At 69.3% G+C, this 15,843-nt stretch carries 9 protein-coding genes and 1 tRNA gene; 4 read left to right on the forward strand and 6 right to left on the reverse strand.

The window, feature by feature from the left end:
- Positions 1 to 55: 55 nt before the first annotated feature.
- Together polA and V3328_RS13565 are read left to right on the forward strand one after the other, a co-directional pair.
- Positions 56 to 3,052 carry a DNA polymerase I gene (gene polA / locus V3328_RS13560; protein WP_340330212.1) on the forward strand — a complete coding sequence of 999 codons (2,997 nt, stop codon included), beginning with the start codon at positions 56 to 58 and terminating at the stop codon, positions 3,050 to 3,052.
- 21 nt (positions 3,053 to 3,073) lie between these two features.
- The gene (locus V3328_RS13565; RefSeq protein WP_340330213.1) at positions 3,074 to 4,708 is read left to right on the forward strand and encodes an alkaline phosphatase family protein; all 1,635 of its coding nucleotides are present in this window, start codon (positions 3,074 to 3,076) and stop codon (positions 4,706 to 4,708) included.
- On the opposite strand, the gene V3328_RS13570 is transcribed toward V3328_RS13565, so the two are convergent.
- The 3 genes from V3328_RS13570 to V3328_RS13580 form a co-directional block, all read right to left on the reverse strand.
- Positions 4,705 to 7,257: a ligase-associated DNA damage response DEXH box helicase gene (locus tag V3328_RS13570; protein ID WP_340330214.1), complete on the reverse strand. Its 2,553-nt coding sequence runs from the start codon at positions 7,255 to 7,257 to the stop codon at positions 4,705 to 4,707. The two genes, V3328_RS13565 and V3328_RS13570, sit on opposite strands and share 4 nt — an antisense overlap.
- Positions 7,258 to 7,300: 43 nt before the next feature.
- A complete protein-coding gene (locus V3328_RS13575) occupies positions 7,301 to 8,233 on the reverse strand; it encodes a class I SAM-dependent DNA methyltransferase (protein ID WP_340330443.1) in 933 nt (310 codons plus the stop codon).
- Between the two features lie 173 nt (positions 8,234 to 8,406).
- Positions 8,407 to 9,402 (reverse strand): radical SAM protein, encoded by a 996-nt coding sequence (locus V3328_RS13580; protein ID WP_340330215.1) that lies wholly within the window; start codon positions 9,400 to 9,402, stop codon positions 8,407 to 8,409.
- 227 nt (positions 9,403 to 9,629) lie between these two features.
- Between V3328_RS13580 and V3328_RS13585 the strand changes: the two genes are divergently transcribed.
- Positions 9,630 to 9,704, forward strand: a tRNA-Gly gene (locus tag V3328_RS13585).
- Positions 9,705 to 9,790: 86 nt separating this feature from the next.
- Here the strand turns inward: V3328_RS13585 and V3328_RS13590 are convergent.
- Positions 9,791 to 10,054 (reverse strand): YjiS-like domain-containing protein, encoded by a 264-nt coding sequence (locus tag V3328_RS13590; RefSeq protein ID WP_340330216.1) that lies wholly within the window; start codon positions 10,052 to 10,054, stop codon positions 9,791 to 9,793.
- 101 nt (positions 10,055 to 10,155) lie between these two features.
- Positions 10,156 to 11,373 (reverse strand): cytochrome P450, encoded by a 1,218-nt coding sequence (locus tag V3328_RS13595; RefSeq protein WP_340330217.1) that lies wholly within the window; start codon positions 11,371 to 11,373, stop codon positions 10,156 to 10,158.
- Positions 11,374 to 11,786: 413 nt separating this feature from the next.
- On the opposite strand from V3328_RS13595, the gene V3328_RS13600 reads away from it, so the two are divergent.
- On the forward strand, positions 11,787 to 13,373 hold the full coding sequence (locus V3328_RS13600) for a bifunctional AfsR/SARP family transcriptional regulator/alpha/beta hydrolase (RefSeq protein WP_340330218.1): 1,587 nt from the start codon (positions 11,787 to 11,789) through the stop codon (positions 13,371 to 13,373).
- Between the two features lie 92 nt (positions 13,374 to 13,465).
- On the opposite strand, the gene V3328_RS13605 is transcribed toward V3328_RS13600, so the two are convergent.
- Entirely contained in the window at positions 13,466 to 15,829 is a 2,364-nt protein-coding gene (locus tag V3328_RS13605; protein ID WP_340330219.1) for a molybdopterin-containing oxidoreductase family protein, read from the reverse strand.
- Positions 15,830 to 15,843: the final 14 nt, after the last annotated feature.

Raw genomic sequence — 15,843 nt, forward strand, 5'->3', positions numbered from 1 at the left:
CGAAAAGCAGCGAAAGGGGTCGCCAAGGCGGGCATGGCGCGGCATATTCCGGCCCATGCCGTCCTCATCGATATCCGGCGCGAGCCGCCCCATCCAGTCCGGCGACCATCTCTATCTGGTCGACGGCTCGTCCTACATATTTCGCGCGTACCACGCGCTGCCGCCGCTGACGCGCAAGTCGGACGGCCTGCCGATCGGCGCCGTGCACGGCTTCTGCCAGATGCTGTGGAAGCTGGTGCGCGAGGCGGACGGCGAAGGCGACGGCGCTGGGCCGACGCACCTGGCGGTCATCTTCGACTATTCGGCCCGGTCGTTCCGCAACGACCTCTACGACCAGTACAAGGCGCACCGGCCCGAGCCGCCGGAGGATCTCCGCCCGCAGTTCGGACTGATCCGCCAGGCGGTCGCCGCCTTCAACATCGCCTGCGTCGAGCAGGAGGGCTACGAGGCCGACGACCTGATCGCGACCTATGCCCGCGAGGCCGCCGGCAAGGGCGCGACGGTGACGATCGTCGCCTCGGACAAGGACCTGATGCAGCTCGTCGGCGACGGCATCGAGATGCTGGACCCGATGAAGGAGAAACGCATCGGCGTCGCCGAGGTCGAGGAGAAGTTCGGCGTCCGGCCCGATCGCGTCGTCGACGTCCAGGCGTTGGCCGGCGACTCGGTCGACAACATTCCGGGCGTCCCGGGAATCGGCGTGAAGACGGCCGCGCAACTCATCACCGAGTACGGCGACCTGGAGGCGCTTTTGCAGCGCGCAGACGAGATCAAGCAGCCGAAGCGCCGGCAGAACCTGCTCGATCACGCCCAGAACGCACGCATCTCCCGGCAGCTCGCCGAACTCAAGTGCGACGTGCCCGTCGAGGTCGCGGCCGACGAGCTCGGCGTGCGCGATCCCGATCCCGAGCGGCTGATCGCCTTCTGCAAGGCGATGGAGTTCACCACCATCACCAGGCGGGTCGCCGACGCGACCGGCTTCGATCCGGCCAAGGTCGAGCCCGGCGAGGTGACGGTGAAGTACTGGCCGCCGGAAGGCGCCACCGCCACTCCCGTTTCGCCGGCCGCCCCTGCCGCCGCGCCCGCCGCCACGCTGGCTACCGACGCCGAACCGGCGGCGCCGGAGGTGAGGTCGAACGGCGCCCACGGTCCCGGAACGCCTGCCGCGGCAGCCGCCGCAGCGGCCGCGGCGCTGGAAGGCGTGTCGGTCGACAGGTCGGCCTACGAGACGGTCGACACGATCGAGCGGCTCGATGCGTGGATCGCCGAAGCCTACGAGGCCGGCGTGTTCTCCATCGACACGGAGACCACGTCGCTGTTTCCGATGCAGGCCGAGCTGGTCGGCCTGTCAATCGCGACGGCGCCGGGGAAGGCCTGCTACGTGCCGCTGGCCCATCGCAATTCCGACGGTCTGGATCTCGCCGGCGAACCGCCGCGGCAGATTCCGCTGGCCGACGGGCTGCAGCGTCTGAAGCCCCTGCTGGAGGATCGCGGCACGCTGAAGATCGCCCAGAACATGAAGTACGACTGGCTGGTCTTCCTGCGCTACGGCATCGACGTGCGTCCGTTCGACGACACCATGCTGCTGTCCTACGCCCTCGACGCGGGGCTCGGCGGCAACGGCATGGACGAGCTCTCGGAGCGATGGTTCGGCCACAAGCCGATCAAGTTCGCCGAGGTCGCCGGCTCCGGCCGCAACAAGGTGACCTTCGACCTCGTGCCGCTCGACAAGGCCACCGAATACGCCGCCGAGGATGCCGACGTGACGCTGCGGCTGTGGCGGGTCCTGAAGCCGCGGCTGGCCGCCGACCATTCCGCCACGGTCTACGAGACCCTGGAGCGGCCGATGGTGACCGTGCTCGCCGGCATGGAGCGCCGCGGCATCATGGTCGACCGGGCGATGCTTTCGCGGCTGTCGGGCGACTTCGCCCAGTCGGCGGCGGCGCTCGAAGCGGAGATCTACGAACTCGCCGGCGAGACCTTCAACGTCGGCTCGCCCAAGCAGCTCGGCGACATCCTGTTCGGCAAGATGGGCCTGCCCGGCGCCAAGAAGACCAAGACCGGCGCCTGGACGACGGGGGCGAGCGTGCTCGAGGACCTCGCCGCCGCCGGCCACGAGCTGCCGAGCAAGGTGCTGGCCTGGCGGCAGCTGACCAAGCTGAAGTCGACCTACACCGACGCCCTGCCGGGCTACGTCAATGCCGAGACCGGCCGCGTCCACACCTGCTACGCGCTGGCCGCCACGACGACGGGACGGCTGTCGTCGTCGGAACCGAACCTCCAGAACATCCCCGTCCGCACCGAGGAAGGGCGGCGCATCCGCAAGGCCTTCATCGCCGAGAAGGGCATGAAGCTCGTCTCCGCCGACTACAGCCAGATCGAGCTCCGCGTGCTCGCCCATATCGCCGACATTCCCCAGCTGCGGAAGGCCTTCGAGGACGGGCTCGACATTCACGCCATGACGGCCTCGGAGATGTTCGGCGTGCCGGTGGAAGGCATGGATCCGATGGTCCGCCGCCGCGCCAAGGCGATCAATTTCGGCATCATCTACGGCATCTCGGCCTTCGGCCTCGCCAACCAGCTCGCGATCCCGCGGCAGGAGGCGGCCGACTACATCAAGCGCTATTTCGAACGCTTCCCCGGCATTCGCGACTACATGGATTCCACCAAGGCCTTCGCCCGGGCGAACGGCTACGTCGAGACGATCTTCGGGCGGCGCTGCAACTACCCCAACATCACCAGGGGCCACCCGTCCGAGCGGGCCTTCTTCGAAAGGGCGGCGATCAACGCGCCGATCCAGGGGTCGGCCGCCGACATCATCCGCCGGGCGATGGTGCGCATGGAAGACGCGCTGGAAAAGGCAGGCGTCGAGGCGAGCATGCTGCTCCAGGTTCACGACGAGCTGATCTTCGAGGTGCCGGAAGATGCCGTGAACGACGTGATGCCGGTGATCGCCAGGGTGATGGAGGAGGCGCCGCTGCCGGCCGTCGAGCTGAAGGTGCCGCTGCGGGTGGACGCCCGGGCCGCCGACAACTGGGACGAGGCGCACTAGTCTCGCAGGCCGGCTGAACCGATGGCCGTCAGGAACATCCTGTGGATCATGTGCGACCAGCTCCGGTTCGACTACCTGAGCTGCGCCGGCCACCCTTCGATCAGGACGCCCAACATCGACGCGCTCGCCGCCCGTGGGGTGCGTTTCACGCGCGCCTACGTGCAGTCGCCGATCTGCGGCCCGTCGCGGATGAGCTTCTACACCGGCCGCTACGTGCGCTCGCACGGCTCGACCTGGAACGGCTTTCCCCTGCGCGCCGGCGAGCCGACGCTCGGCGACCACCTGAACGAGATCGGCGTGCGCAACGTGCTGGTCGGCAAGACCCACATGAAGGCGGACTTGGAGGGCATGCGCCGCCTCGGCATCGATCCGGGGACGACGATCGGCGTGCATGTCTCGCAATGCGGCTTCGAACCCTACGAGCGCGACGACGGACTGCATCCCGACGGCCCCTATTCGCCAAACCCACCCTATGACGACTATCTGCGCCAGCACGGCTTCGACGCCGCCAATCCGTGGGAGCACTGGGCGAACTCGGCCGACGGGGAGGCCGGCGCGATCCTGTCCGGATGGCTGCTGGCGCATGCCGACAAGGCTGCCCGGGTTCCCGAGGAGCGTTCCGAAACCGCCTACATGACCAACCGGGCGATGCAGTTCATGCGGGAGGCGAATGCCGACGGCCGGCCGTGGTGCCTGCACCTCAGCTACATCAAGCCGCACTGGCCCTACATCGTCCCGGCTCCCTACCACGACATGTACGGCGCCGACGACGTGGTCCCCGTGGTCCGGTCGGACCGGGAGAAGCGCGACCCGCATCCGGTCTACGCGAGCTACATGCAGGAGCGCTTCTCGGAGGTGTTCGCCCGGCCGGGCGTGCGCGAGCGCGTGATCCCGGCCTACATGGGCCTGATCACGCAGATCGACGACCATCTCGGCCGCCTGTTCGCCTTCCTCGACGAGGAGGGCCTGGCCGACAGCACCATGATCGTCTTCACCTCCGACCACGGCGACTATCTCGGCGACCACTGGCTCGGCGAGAAGGAGCTGTTCCACGAGGTCTCGGCGAAGATCCCGCTGATCGTCGCCGATCCCTCGCCGGACGCGGACGTTACGCGAGGCACGGTCAGCGACGCCCTGGTCGAGGCGATCGATCTGGCACCGACCTTCCTCGACGCCTTCGGCGGCAGGCCGAAGCCCCACATCCTGGAAGGGCGGTCGCTGATGCCGCTGGTCAGGGGAGAGGACTGGCAGCGGCGCTACGTGATCAGCGAGTACGACTATTCGATGCGCCGCGCGCGCACCGACAACGGCGTGCCGATCGCCGACTGCCGGATGACCATGGTGTTCGACGGGCGCTGGAAGCTGACCCATGTCGAGGGCTTCCAGCCGATGCTCCACGATCTCGACAGCGATCCCGACGAGTTCGTCGATCTCGGCGCTGACGACGCCCATGCCTGCGTCCGCGACCGCCTGTACGCTGCGATGTTCGCCTGGGCGCGCACGCCGAAGAGCCGCATCACGGTCTCCGACGCCGACATCGCCGCCGCCTACGGACGCGAACTCGATGCCAACATACTCATCGGCTACTGGGACGAGGCCGATGTCGATGCCGCTCGCGCCGAGCGCCGGTCGCGGGACGGCGACAAGCCGGGTTAGCCGACGCGCCTGCCGTCGGCCACTCCCATCGCCTCGGCGATGAGTGCCTCGGCGGCTTCTGCGAGCAGGCTGTCCTCCGCCTCTCCCGGCACCGCCTCCTTGCCGATTTCCAGCATCACCGGCACGGCAAGGGGAGAGACGCGGTCGAGCGCGCGATGGACGATCCGGCCCTTCGTCCGGCGCAGCATGTCGCCGACGCGGGAGACGTCGAGCAGGCCGGCCGCAGCGTCGGCGCGCGTTGCCTTGAGCAGCACGTGGTCCGGCTCGTGGCTCATCAAGACGTCATAGATCAGGTCGGAGGAAACCGTCATCTGGCGGCCGGACTTCTCCCTGCCCGGATGGCGCCGCTCGATCAGCCCGGAGATGATCGCGCAGGTGCGGAAGGTGCGCTTCATCAGGTTGGATTCGGCAAGCCAGGCCTCCAGGTCGTCGCCCAGCATGTCCTGGTCGAACAGCTCGCCGAGCGACAGCCGGTCGAGCCGGATCATCGCAGAGAGATCGCCGAGGCCCCAGACGGCGAGGGCATACTCGCTGGCGACGAAGCCGAGCGGCCGCGCCCGCAGGCGCTCGAGCCGCCGCGTCAGCAGCATGCCGAGGGTCTGGTGGGCGAGGCGCCCCTCGAAGGGATAGCAGACCAGGTAGAAGCGCGACCCGCGCGGGAACGTCTCGACGAGAAGCTGGTCGCGGCGCGGAAGGACCGAACGCAGCTTCTGGATGGCGAGCCATTCGCCGACCTCGCCGGGCAGGTGCTTCCACCGGCGCTCGTCGGCGAGGATCGCCCGGACCCGGTCGGCAAGGTAGGTCGACAGCGGAAACTTGCCGCCCTGATAGGAAGGAACCTTGGCGTCCTCGGCCACGGCCCGGGAGACGAAGACCTCGGTCTCCTGCATGCCTTCCAGCCGCAGCACCTGTCCCGCGAAGACGAAGGTGTCGCCGGCCGAAAGCTGCTCGACGAACCATTCCTCGATCTCGCCGAGAACGCGGCCGCCCGACAGCGCCTTGCGGCGGCCCGGGCGCACCAGCCTCACCTTCAGCATCGGCGCCTCGACGATGGTGCCGACGTTCAGCCGGTACTGCTGGGCGACCTGCGGGTTGGAGACGCGCCACAGGCCCTCGGGCGTCCTGCGGATGCGGGCGTAGCGCTCGTATGACTTCAGGGCGTAGCCGCCGGTCGCGACGAACCCGATCACCCGGTCGAAATCGTCGCGCGTCAGATCGGCGTAGCTGGCCGCGCTGGTGATCTCGGCATAGAGCGCGTCGGGGTCGAACGGGGCGGCGACGGCCGATCCGAGGACGTGCTGGGCGAGCACGTCGAGCGCCCCGGTGCGCGGCGGCGGCGAATCCTGGGCGCCTTCGGCGAGCGCCTCCAGCGCCGCCTCGCATTCCATCACCTCGAAGCGGTTTGCCGGCACCAGCAGCGCCTTCGACGGCTCGTCGAGGCGGTGGTTGGCGCGACCGATGCGCTGGGCGAGGCGGCTTGCCCCCTTCGGGGCGCCGACATTGATGACGAGGTCGATGTCGCCCCAGTCGATGCCGAGGTCGAGCGTCGACGTGCATACCACCGCCCGCAGCGATCCGGCCACCATCGCGGCCTCCACCTTGCGCCGCTGGGCGACGTCGAGCGAACCGTGGTGCAGGGCGATGGCGAGGCCGTCCTCGTTGATCCGCCAGAGTTCCTGGAACAGCATCTCCGCCTGGCTGCGGGTGTTGACGAAGACCAGCGAGGTCCGGTGGTCGCGGATCGCCTCGTAGATCACGCCGAGCGCGTGGCGGGCGGAATGTCCCGACCACGGCACCCGCTCCCTGGGCGACAGGATGGTGACGTCGGGGGAAACGCCGGTCTCGGCGACCAGCAGGTCGGCCGCGTCGGGGCCGTTTGACTGGTCGACGGGCCAGCGGGCCAGCGCCTGCGGATCGGCGACGGTGGCCGACAGCCCGACGACCCGCAATCCCGGCGCCAGCGACCTGAGCCGCGCCAGCCCGAGCGCCAGCAGGTCGCCGCGCTTCGAGGTGACCAGCGCGTGCAACTCGTCGAGGACAACGGTCTTGAGATTCCCGAACAGTTTCGGCGCCTCGCGGCTGGCGATCAGCAGCGCGATCTGCTCCGGCGTCGTCATCAGCATCTGCGGCGGATCGAACCGCTGGCGCTGGCGCTTCGACTGCGGCGTGTCGCCGGTGCGGGTCTCGACGCGGATGTCGAGCCCCATCTCGGCGATCGGCGTTTCCAGGTTGCGGGCGACGTCGACGGCGAGCGCCTTGAGGGGAGAAATGTAGAGCGTGTGCAGCCCGCCCGGACCCATGGCAGGCTCTGCCTTCGCTGTGCCGGGAACGTGCCGTCGCTGTGCCGCCAATGCGACAAGGCTGGGCAGGAAGCCTGCCAGCGTCTTGCCGGCACCGGTCGGGGCGATCAGCAGCACCGATCGGCCGGCGCGGGCGTGCTCGAGCAGGGCGATCTGGTGCGGCCGCGGCGACCAGCCGCGCGCGGCGAACCATCCGGCGAACGGCTCGGGCAGCAGGTCGGGCACGGCTATCGGATCGGCGAGGCTCACCCCACACAGGTAGCGCCGGGCGGCGCATCCGCCAAGCCGCCGGCTATTGCGGCAGCCGCCCGGGCGCCTCCGGCTCGTCGACCCGGGCGAGGACGTCGCCCGTTGCCGCCGCGACGGCCGGCTTTCCGGCGAGCAGGATCAGCCCGTCGACAGGCTCGCCGCGCTCGCTTCGAAGCCGCACCTGCGCGGTGGCGGCCACCGTGAGGCCGGCCGTGGCCGCGCAGGCCTGCAGGTAGGCCTGCGAATGGGCAAAGCGCAGGCCGGGACCGAGCATGTAGCCCGCGCCGTCGTAGCGCTCGGCGCTCGCCGCGAACAGGCCGCCGGGCACCAGCGCCCGCGCGGCGGCCAGAAACACGGCGGAGAGATCGCCCAGATAGCCGAGCACGTCGGCGGCGGCGACCAGGTCGCAGGTCTCGCGCTCGCCGGACAGGACGGCGACGGCGTCGCCCTCGACGACCCGGTCGTAGACGCCCTTGGCGGCGGCCTCCGCCAGCATTCCCGGCGACAGGTCGATGCCCTCGAGCCACGACACCGACCCGCGCAGCGCCTCGCCGAGCAGCCCGGTGCCGCAGCCGAGATCGAGGACGCGCGCGAACCGGTCGCGGCCGCGCTCGGCGAGCCAGCCGCACAGCAGGTCGCGCAGATGCCATGGCGCGGCATAGTCCAGCCCCTCGACCAGCGCCCTGTCGAAGCGCGGCGCGTACTGGTCGAACAGCGTGCGCACGTAGGCCTGCGGCATGGCGTCGGGGACCGGCACCGCGCCGAGCGCGGCAAGCCGCAGGCCGGCACCCATCAGGTCGTCGGGGTCGAGCCCGGCGGCGCGGCGCAACGCCGCGACGGCTTCGGACCGCAGGCCGGCGCGCTCGGCCAGGTCGGCGCGCACGCACCAGCCGGCCGCCCAGCCGGGCGCGATCTCCAGCGCCTGATCGAGCACCGACAGCGCGCCCTCGGCGTCGCCGCCCTCGGCCAGCATCATGGCGTAGGAAAACCGGCGATCGGCGATCAGATCGCCGGACCCTGCGGCCGGAGGGCCCGCGGACTGCGGATTGCGGAACGACAAGGAGGTGGAGCGCCTTCGGCGCGGGCAGAGGAAACCGGCGCTTCACATGCGCCCGGGCCCGGCGAAACGCAAGCGCAATCTTCGGGCCTTCAGGCCGGCGCGCAGGAGCCGCCGCCGAGCACGCAGAACTTCGCGCAATGGGGGTGGCAGAGCTTGACGGCGCCGCCGGAGAACATGCCGCCGTCGGCCCGCAGCGACTGCGCGAGCGTCGAGCCCATGCCGAACTCGGCATCGTAGGGCAAGAGCGTGCAGGGCAGCACGGTCGGCCGCTCCTCGCCGCGGCGCTTCACCACCATGCGGCTGGTCGCGCACATCATGGCGTCCGGCGAGATGCCGAGGATGCCCCAGCAGGCGGTGGTGATTTCCGGCACGTCGACGCGGGCGTCCATCTCGGGAAAGATCACCAGGGACGCCGTGTCGCCGGGATCGATCGACCAGCCGCGGTCCGCAAACAGGGCGCCGTATCCCGCCCGGGCAACCGCGTCGGGCTCGCCCCAGACGGAACGGCCGGCAATCGCGATGCGGAAGCCGTTCCCGGCAAGCCAGTCGACGCCGGCAAGGGTCCGCTCGAAGGTGTCGGGGCCACGCTCGGCCTCGTGCAGCGCGGCTGTGTAGTGATCGAGGCTGACGCGCAGCACCAGCCGCTCGCCGTAGCTCTCGCGAAGCCGGAGCAGGCCGGCGCGGATGCGCGGCCGCTGCATCGGCTGCATGGCGTTGGTCAGCACCAGCACCTCGAAGCCCCGCGCCAGCGCGTCCTCGAGGAGTTGGAGAATGTCCGGGTTCATGAACGGCTCGCCGCCGGTAAAGCCGATCTCGCGGGTGCCGAGGCGGAGATCGGCTATCTCGTCGAGATAGGCGCGGGCATCGCCGGCGGTGATGTAGACGAGCCGGTCGTTGGTCGGGCTCGATTCGATGTAGCAGTTGACGCAGGTGATGTTGCAGAGCGTGCCGGTGTTGATCCACAGCGTGTCCAGCCGCTCCAGCGCCACGCGCGCCCGCGCCTCGCCCCGGGCGGTGACGTCGGGGTCGCGGAACTTGCCGGGATCGAGCGGAACGTAGGACTTGGCGAAGGTCAGGTCGTTCATGGAGCGGGATCTGGATGCGGATCGGAATCGGCACGCGCACGATGGTCGCCGCGAAACCTAGCAGACTCGGCGAAACCGCACAGCCTGCCGCCCGTAACGGCCGTTCACTTTCGCTTTACGGCTGAACGGGGGCGGCGGGTCGCCTCGCGTCCGCCGCCCGGTGGGATGTTTGCCGCCCTCTTCCCACTTGACAGATCCGCCGCCCTGCGGCTGTTCTGTCGCCCGGTGCGGGCGTAGTTCAGTGGTAGAACGTCAGCTTCCCAAGCTGAATGTCGTCGGTTCGATCCCGATCGCCCGCTCCAGTTTCCTCCACGGCCCCGACGGGGCAGCGACTTCAGCCCCGGGGCGCCAAGGACGGCTATGTGACGGCCGGATGCCCGGGGGTCGTTCAGAGCGGCCCGGTCTCCGGGTATCTGCGATGCAGCCCGTGACCATGCCTGACCGCGTCGACGACGTCCGCCCGGGTCAGGCCGATGTCATTGAGTTCGCGCTCGGTCTTGTCCAAGAGCAGATCATAGTCGCGCCGCCGGCGCCGGACGTCCCGCATGTGCTTCAGGACGCCAGCGAGCCAGGCGCGCAGCCCGAACCGGGCGTGCACGCTCCCGTCGAAACCGTGAACCGCGCGAAGCGAGGCATTCGTGTGCATTTCCATTTTCAACTCCATAGGGTCTGGGGGGCCGCCGATATCGAAATCGGGGGCGGTCGCAGAGCGATGCGGGCCGCACCGGCGGGTGCCCGTTCAGAATCTTCGGTTCAGCGGATTCGCACCCGCATCGGGCTGATCTGGCGAATGCCGCCACATCCGGTCATCCGGGGATGCGTCTCGATTTCGATCTCCCGGACGGCGCAGACCAGGGCATCGAGGCCCTCCTGCATCTCGAGCCGCGCCAGCATCTCGCCGATGCAGCGGTGCGGGCCCGCCCCGAATACCGGGTGCATGCGCGGATGGTCGCAACGGCGGATGTCGAAGCGGTCGGGATCGGCGTAGAGCGCAGGATCGCGCATCGCCGACATGGTGCTGACGCGCAGCATCACACCCGCCGGCAGCAGCACGCCGCCGACCTCGACGGGAGCCGTCGTGAAGCGGGCGACAGACCCGACCGAGGGCTCGTAGCGCAGGGCCTCGGCGACGGCGCCGGGGATCAGGGCCTGATCGTCCTTCACCAACCGCCACTGCCGAGGGTGCTGCACGAGCAGGGCGACGAGCATCGCGAATGCCGCGCGTGTCGTGTCGCTGCCGCCGAGAATGATTCCGAGCACCTGATGGACCAGACTCGGGAACGGGATCACCTGATTTGACCGCCAGTCGGCAACCAGCTTCGAGAGAACGTCGTCGCGGGGCTCGACCATCCGGGCAAGCATGTGCTCCTCGACATAGGTGGACAGGTGGAGCGCCGCGTCCTCTATTTCCCTGTGATGGCGATGCGGATAGACCGGCGTCAGCGCCCGCGCGACCGTGCAGGCGTGGCGTGTGAAATAGGGAACTTCCGACCCGGGCAGTCCCAGTATGGCGGCAATCATTTCGGCCGGCACGCGGGCTGCCATGCGCTCGATGAAGTCGAAGGACTCGCTGCGCGGCAGATCGGCAACGATCGCGTCGGCCACGGCGCGGATCCGCGGCCGGGCCTCCCGGATCGCCCCGTGCGCGAAGGTGCGGGCGAAGAGCCCGCGCTTGGCCCGATGCGCATCGCCATTGCCGAAGAGGAAGATGTCCTTGAGGAATCGCGCAACGACACCGTCGGGGATCCCGTTCAACTCGACATAGTCGGGACCTTCGACCTGGATCGTCCTCGGATCGCCCAGCATCGCCAGGACGTCGTGGGCGCGCAGCGCCATGTACTGCCTCTCGCCCACCTGAATGATCGCGTGCTCTTTGCGCAAGGCGGCGAAAGCGGCATGCGGTTCTTCCGCGAGGGCAGACAGGTCTATGAACGGAAGCGCGGCTGTGTCGGCAGTGATGTGCCGGTTCATAAGTCACTCCATTGTCTGAAATATCGTTCAGGTCAGGCCGGCGGGGCATCGCAGGGTCGTGACGACGCCGGCCAGACGGTTCGCTATCGGGTGATCCGTCTACGTCGTGCCCATTCGAGAACGGGCTGTCGCAGACATTCCAATGTTCCTCGTCAACTTGGGCGTCGCCCCGTTGCGGGTCGCGCCGGCCGTCTTCTGCAAGGTCGAGGCAGCATTGCGCTGTCCCCAACCACGGACGGCTCCGAACGGCCGAAAGCCGAAGCGAGACACCATCCTCATCGGACGGGGATCGCCTCGGCTTTGGCCCCAATGTCGTAGCGGCAGCTAAGTGGTGATATACCGTTGTTGTCAGCGTTGTAGGCACGGTGGTATTGCTGCCGCGACGTCGTTGTTTTTGCAGCCGGGAGTTGCGCGTGCCGCAAGATCTCCAGGTCTCTCTCTTGGGCGAGCTACGCGTCATCGCTTCCGGATCGGAGGTTGCCCTTCCCGCGTCACGCAAGGCGCGAGCACTTCTGGGCTTCCTCGTTGCGACCGCCCGCCCGCATCGCCGCGAGCGCCTGTGCGAGTTGTTCTGGGCCCTGCCCGACGACCCCAAGGCGGCGTTGCGCTGGTCGCTGAGCAAGCTGCGACGGGCGGTGGATGCGCCGGACCGCGCGCGAATCGTGGCCGATCGTGAACGGGTCCAGTTCGATGTCGAAGACGTCGATGTCGACATCAGGAGGATTCACGAGCGCCTGCGACAGGACGGGGGCCCTCTCCCCGTCGCTGACCTCGAACAGATGGCCAGGCAACTGGACCTGGTGCTGCTGGACGGGCTCGACGGCGCCGGCGACGAGGCCTTCGACGCCTGGCTGCTGGCCGAGCGCGACGATGCCGAGGCGGCCCGCGCCGACGTCCTCGGACGGCTCGCCACCCATCCGGCAATCTCTGCGGCTTCGGCAAAGAAGTGGCAGCGGCTCTGGAGGGAGGTCGAACCCGACGGCGCGGCGGACAACGCCCGGGCCTCGTCCGCTTCGGCCGACGGACAAGCGGGCGGCACGGGACGCCGGCGGCGATCCAGGCATGACGCGGCGGCCGGCGCGCCTGCGCCCGGCTCCTCAATCGCAGACCGGCATGCCGGTACGACCGGGACGAGCTTCAAGTCGCGTGCCTTGCGCGCCCAGCGGATCGGCTTCTGCCAGGCCCGCGACGGGACCAAGATCGCCTATGCGACCGTAGGATCGGGGCCGCCGATGCTGAAGGCGGCCAACTGGCTGAATCATCTCGAGTTCGACTGGGGAAGTCCCATCTGGGGCCGGAGCTTTGCCGCGATCGCCCGGCGCCGCACATTCATCCGCTACGACGAGCGCGGCTGCGGTCTGTCGGACTGGGACGTCGAGGACCTGAGTTTCGAAGCGTTCGTCGACGACCTCGAGGCGGTCGTCGACAAGCTCGGGCTGGACCGCTTCCCCCTCCTGGGGATTTCACAGGGCTGCGCTGTTTCGATCGAGTACGCGGTGCGCCATCCGGAGCGGGTGAGCGGCCTGGTGCTGGTCGGCGGCTACGCGGCCGGCTGGCGACACCTGGCCACTCCGGACGAGCAGGAGAGGCGCGAGGCGGTGCTGAAGCTGACGGAGGTGGGGTGGGGTACCGACAATCCGGCCTACCGGCACATCTTTTCACAGACCTTCATGCCGGATGCGGACCCGGGCGACCTCGCCTGGTTCGACGAGTTCCAGCGCCTGACCACCTCGCCGCACAACGCGGCACGGTTCCAGGACGCGTTCGGATATATCGACGTCCGACACAGGCTCGCCCACGTCAAGGCGCCGACGATCGTGCTGCATTCGAAGTACGACCAGCGAATCCCGCTGGACCTCGGCCGCGCGATCGCCGCGGAAATCCCCGACGCGCGCTTCGTCCCGCTGGAGAGCCGGAGCCATATCATCGTCGACTACGAACCGGCCTGGCAGGCCGGATTCGATGCCGTCGGCGAGTTCCTGGCGGAGAAGGGAATCTAGGCGGTTCGCACGGGCGGCGGCACCGCGAGGCCGTGCCGAGGCCGAATGTCGTTGCCCCCGGTCGCGCGATCGAAGGTGGTGGCACGGCCAGGTCAGGATGCCGGCGCGTCCATCCTCTCTACCTGGCAGGGAGTTGCCCGCAGCGGGATCGACCCGCTGATCGGGTCGCTCCTGGAGGTGTCGACCGCCTGGTTCATGTTCGCAGCCCGGGGGCCCGCCGTGCCACCGTTTGCCTGGTCCGCCTCGGGGAACCACCAGCCGTGCTGGGCGAACACGATTGCGGGCTCCAGATCCCTGACGATCCGGCAGCGGGCGACGAAGGACCCCGTGCGCGTCGCCACCTTCACCCAGTCGTTGTCGGCGATGCCCCGCTCAGCGGCGCTCTCCGCGGACATCTCCAGCATCGGGTCCGGCATCAGCCGGCGCAGCGATGCGAGATTGCGATGCTGGCTGTGGCAGAATGCGACGACCTTGGCGCAGCTGACGGTGAGCGGGAAATCGGGATCGGGGTCGGCAGCATCGCCGCTCACCTCGGGGACGGGCGCGTAGCCGTGCTCGAGCAGACGCTCGGAATAGATCTCCAGCCGGCCCGTCGGCGTCGGGAAGCCGGCCGGCACGCCTGCTCCGTCGGCTCGGGCATACGGCCGGTAGGGCACCGATCCCGGCAGGTCGATTCCTTCCGGCGAAGCCCGCAGCTGCTCCACCGTGAGCCCGGCGGGGGCCAGCGCGTGATCGTGGCCGCGGTCCGCATCGCCGCCGAAGAACGTCTCCGACATCCCCAGGCGCAGGGCCAGGTCGATCACGATGTCGGTGTCGCTGCGCGCCTCGCCGACCGGCTCGATGACAGCCGGCCGCAATTGCACGCGGCGCAGACCCTGGAGGCTTGCGTCGAAGCCTGTGCGCAGGCCCTCGCGCTCCCACGAGGTCGAGACAGGCAGGACGATGTCGGCGTATTCGGCGCTCGGGTTGAGGAAGAAGTCGGTGTGGACGTGGAACTCCAGCCGCTCGAAGGCCTCCCGCGCCCGGTCGGTGTCCGGCTGCGAGACGAGCAGGTTGGTGCCGAAGGAAAACAGCATGCGGACGGGATACGGCTCGCCGTCGAGGATTGCGCGGTAGACGTCGCGGCCGGTGACCCAGCCGGTGCGGCCGGGGCCGAGCGGCCGCTCGTCGAGGCCGACCGCCTTGGCGCGCTGTTCGTCGGTGAGGAGGTCGTGCCCGGAGATGTCCGCGAACGGCGCCGCCACGCCGGGAACGTTGCCGCCCTTGCGGCCGTAGCAGCCGGTCAGCGAATAGAGGATCGAGATGGCCCGGTCGGTCTGGCTCGCCGTCGTGCTCTGGCCGACGCCGTTCCAGGCGTAGTAGGAGGTCGCCTTGCTCTGCGCGAGGAGAGCGGCGGCCGCACGCAGCGCCTCGGTCGGCACGCCGGTGATCGCCTCGACACGTTCTGGCGTCCAGGCTGAAGCCGTGTCGGCGAATACCCCGAAAGCGCTCCGGCAGGCGACGTCGCGCGCGCCGACATTGGCTATATATGCGGCGTCGAGCTCGACAGTCCCGGGGTCGTCGAGCCAGCGCCGGGCGGCCGCGTCGTAGCGCAGCGGCGTGCCGCCGGGGCCGGCGGCCAGCAGGACGTCCGGGCTGCCGCCGGCGGAGATATCCGACTGCCGCAGGAAGGCGCCGGTGTCGGAGCGCACCAGCATCGGCCCGTTGGTCCATTCCCGAACAAAGTCCGCGTCGATGCCGCCGTCGCCGATCAGCAGGTTGGCGAGACCGAGCGCCAGCACCTGGTCGGTCCCCGGCCTGACCCTGAGCCAGCAGTCGGCGCGGCGGGCATAGAGGGTCGGCCGCGGGTCGACGACGAGCAGCCTCGCCCCGCGCTTCATCGCCTTCTGCACCTCGACGGAGCGGGCGAGCCAGGTCGCCGTCGGGTTGTGGCCCCACAGGACGATCAGCTCGCTTTCGGCGAAATCCGGCGTTCCGATGTCCCAGCCGTAGGTGAACTTCGAGGCGACGTCCTTGTGCCAGTTACAGATCTCGGTCGAGTAGATCATGTTCGGGCTGCCGAAGCCGCGAATGAACCGCTCGACCCAGGCGATCCCGTCGGAGATCTGGGTGCCGCTCGGCGTGGTGACGGAGAAGGCGACCTGCTCGGGTCCGTGCCGGTCGCGGATGCCGGCCATCCGCTCCGCGATGGTGGCGAGCGCCTCGTCCCAGGAGATCGGTTCCCAGGTAGTCCTGCCGGCGCCCTTCGGCGAGGTGCGCCGCAGCGGCGTGGTCAGGCGGTCGGGATGGTAGACCAGTTCCGGCGTCGCCTTGCCCTTCGGGCACAGCTTCTCGCCGCTGGGATGTCCCGGCAGCGGCTCGATCGCCAGGATCCGGCCGTTCTCGATGACCGCGTTGCAGCCGCACCGGGAGCGGCACTGGGCGCAATAGGCGGGCGTTCTTGTGACGTCGTTCATGCCCACGACATAGC

Origin of the sequence: Microbaculum marinum, assembly GCF_037855135.1 — a bacterium.
Classification (GTDB): Bacteria; Pseudomonadota; Alphaproteobacteria; order Rhizobiales; family Tepidamorphaceae; genus Microbaculum; species Microbaculum marinum.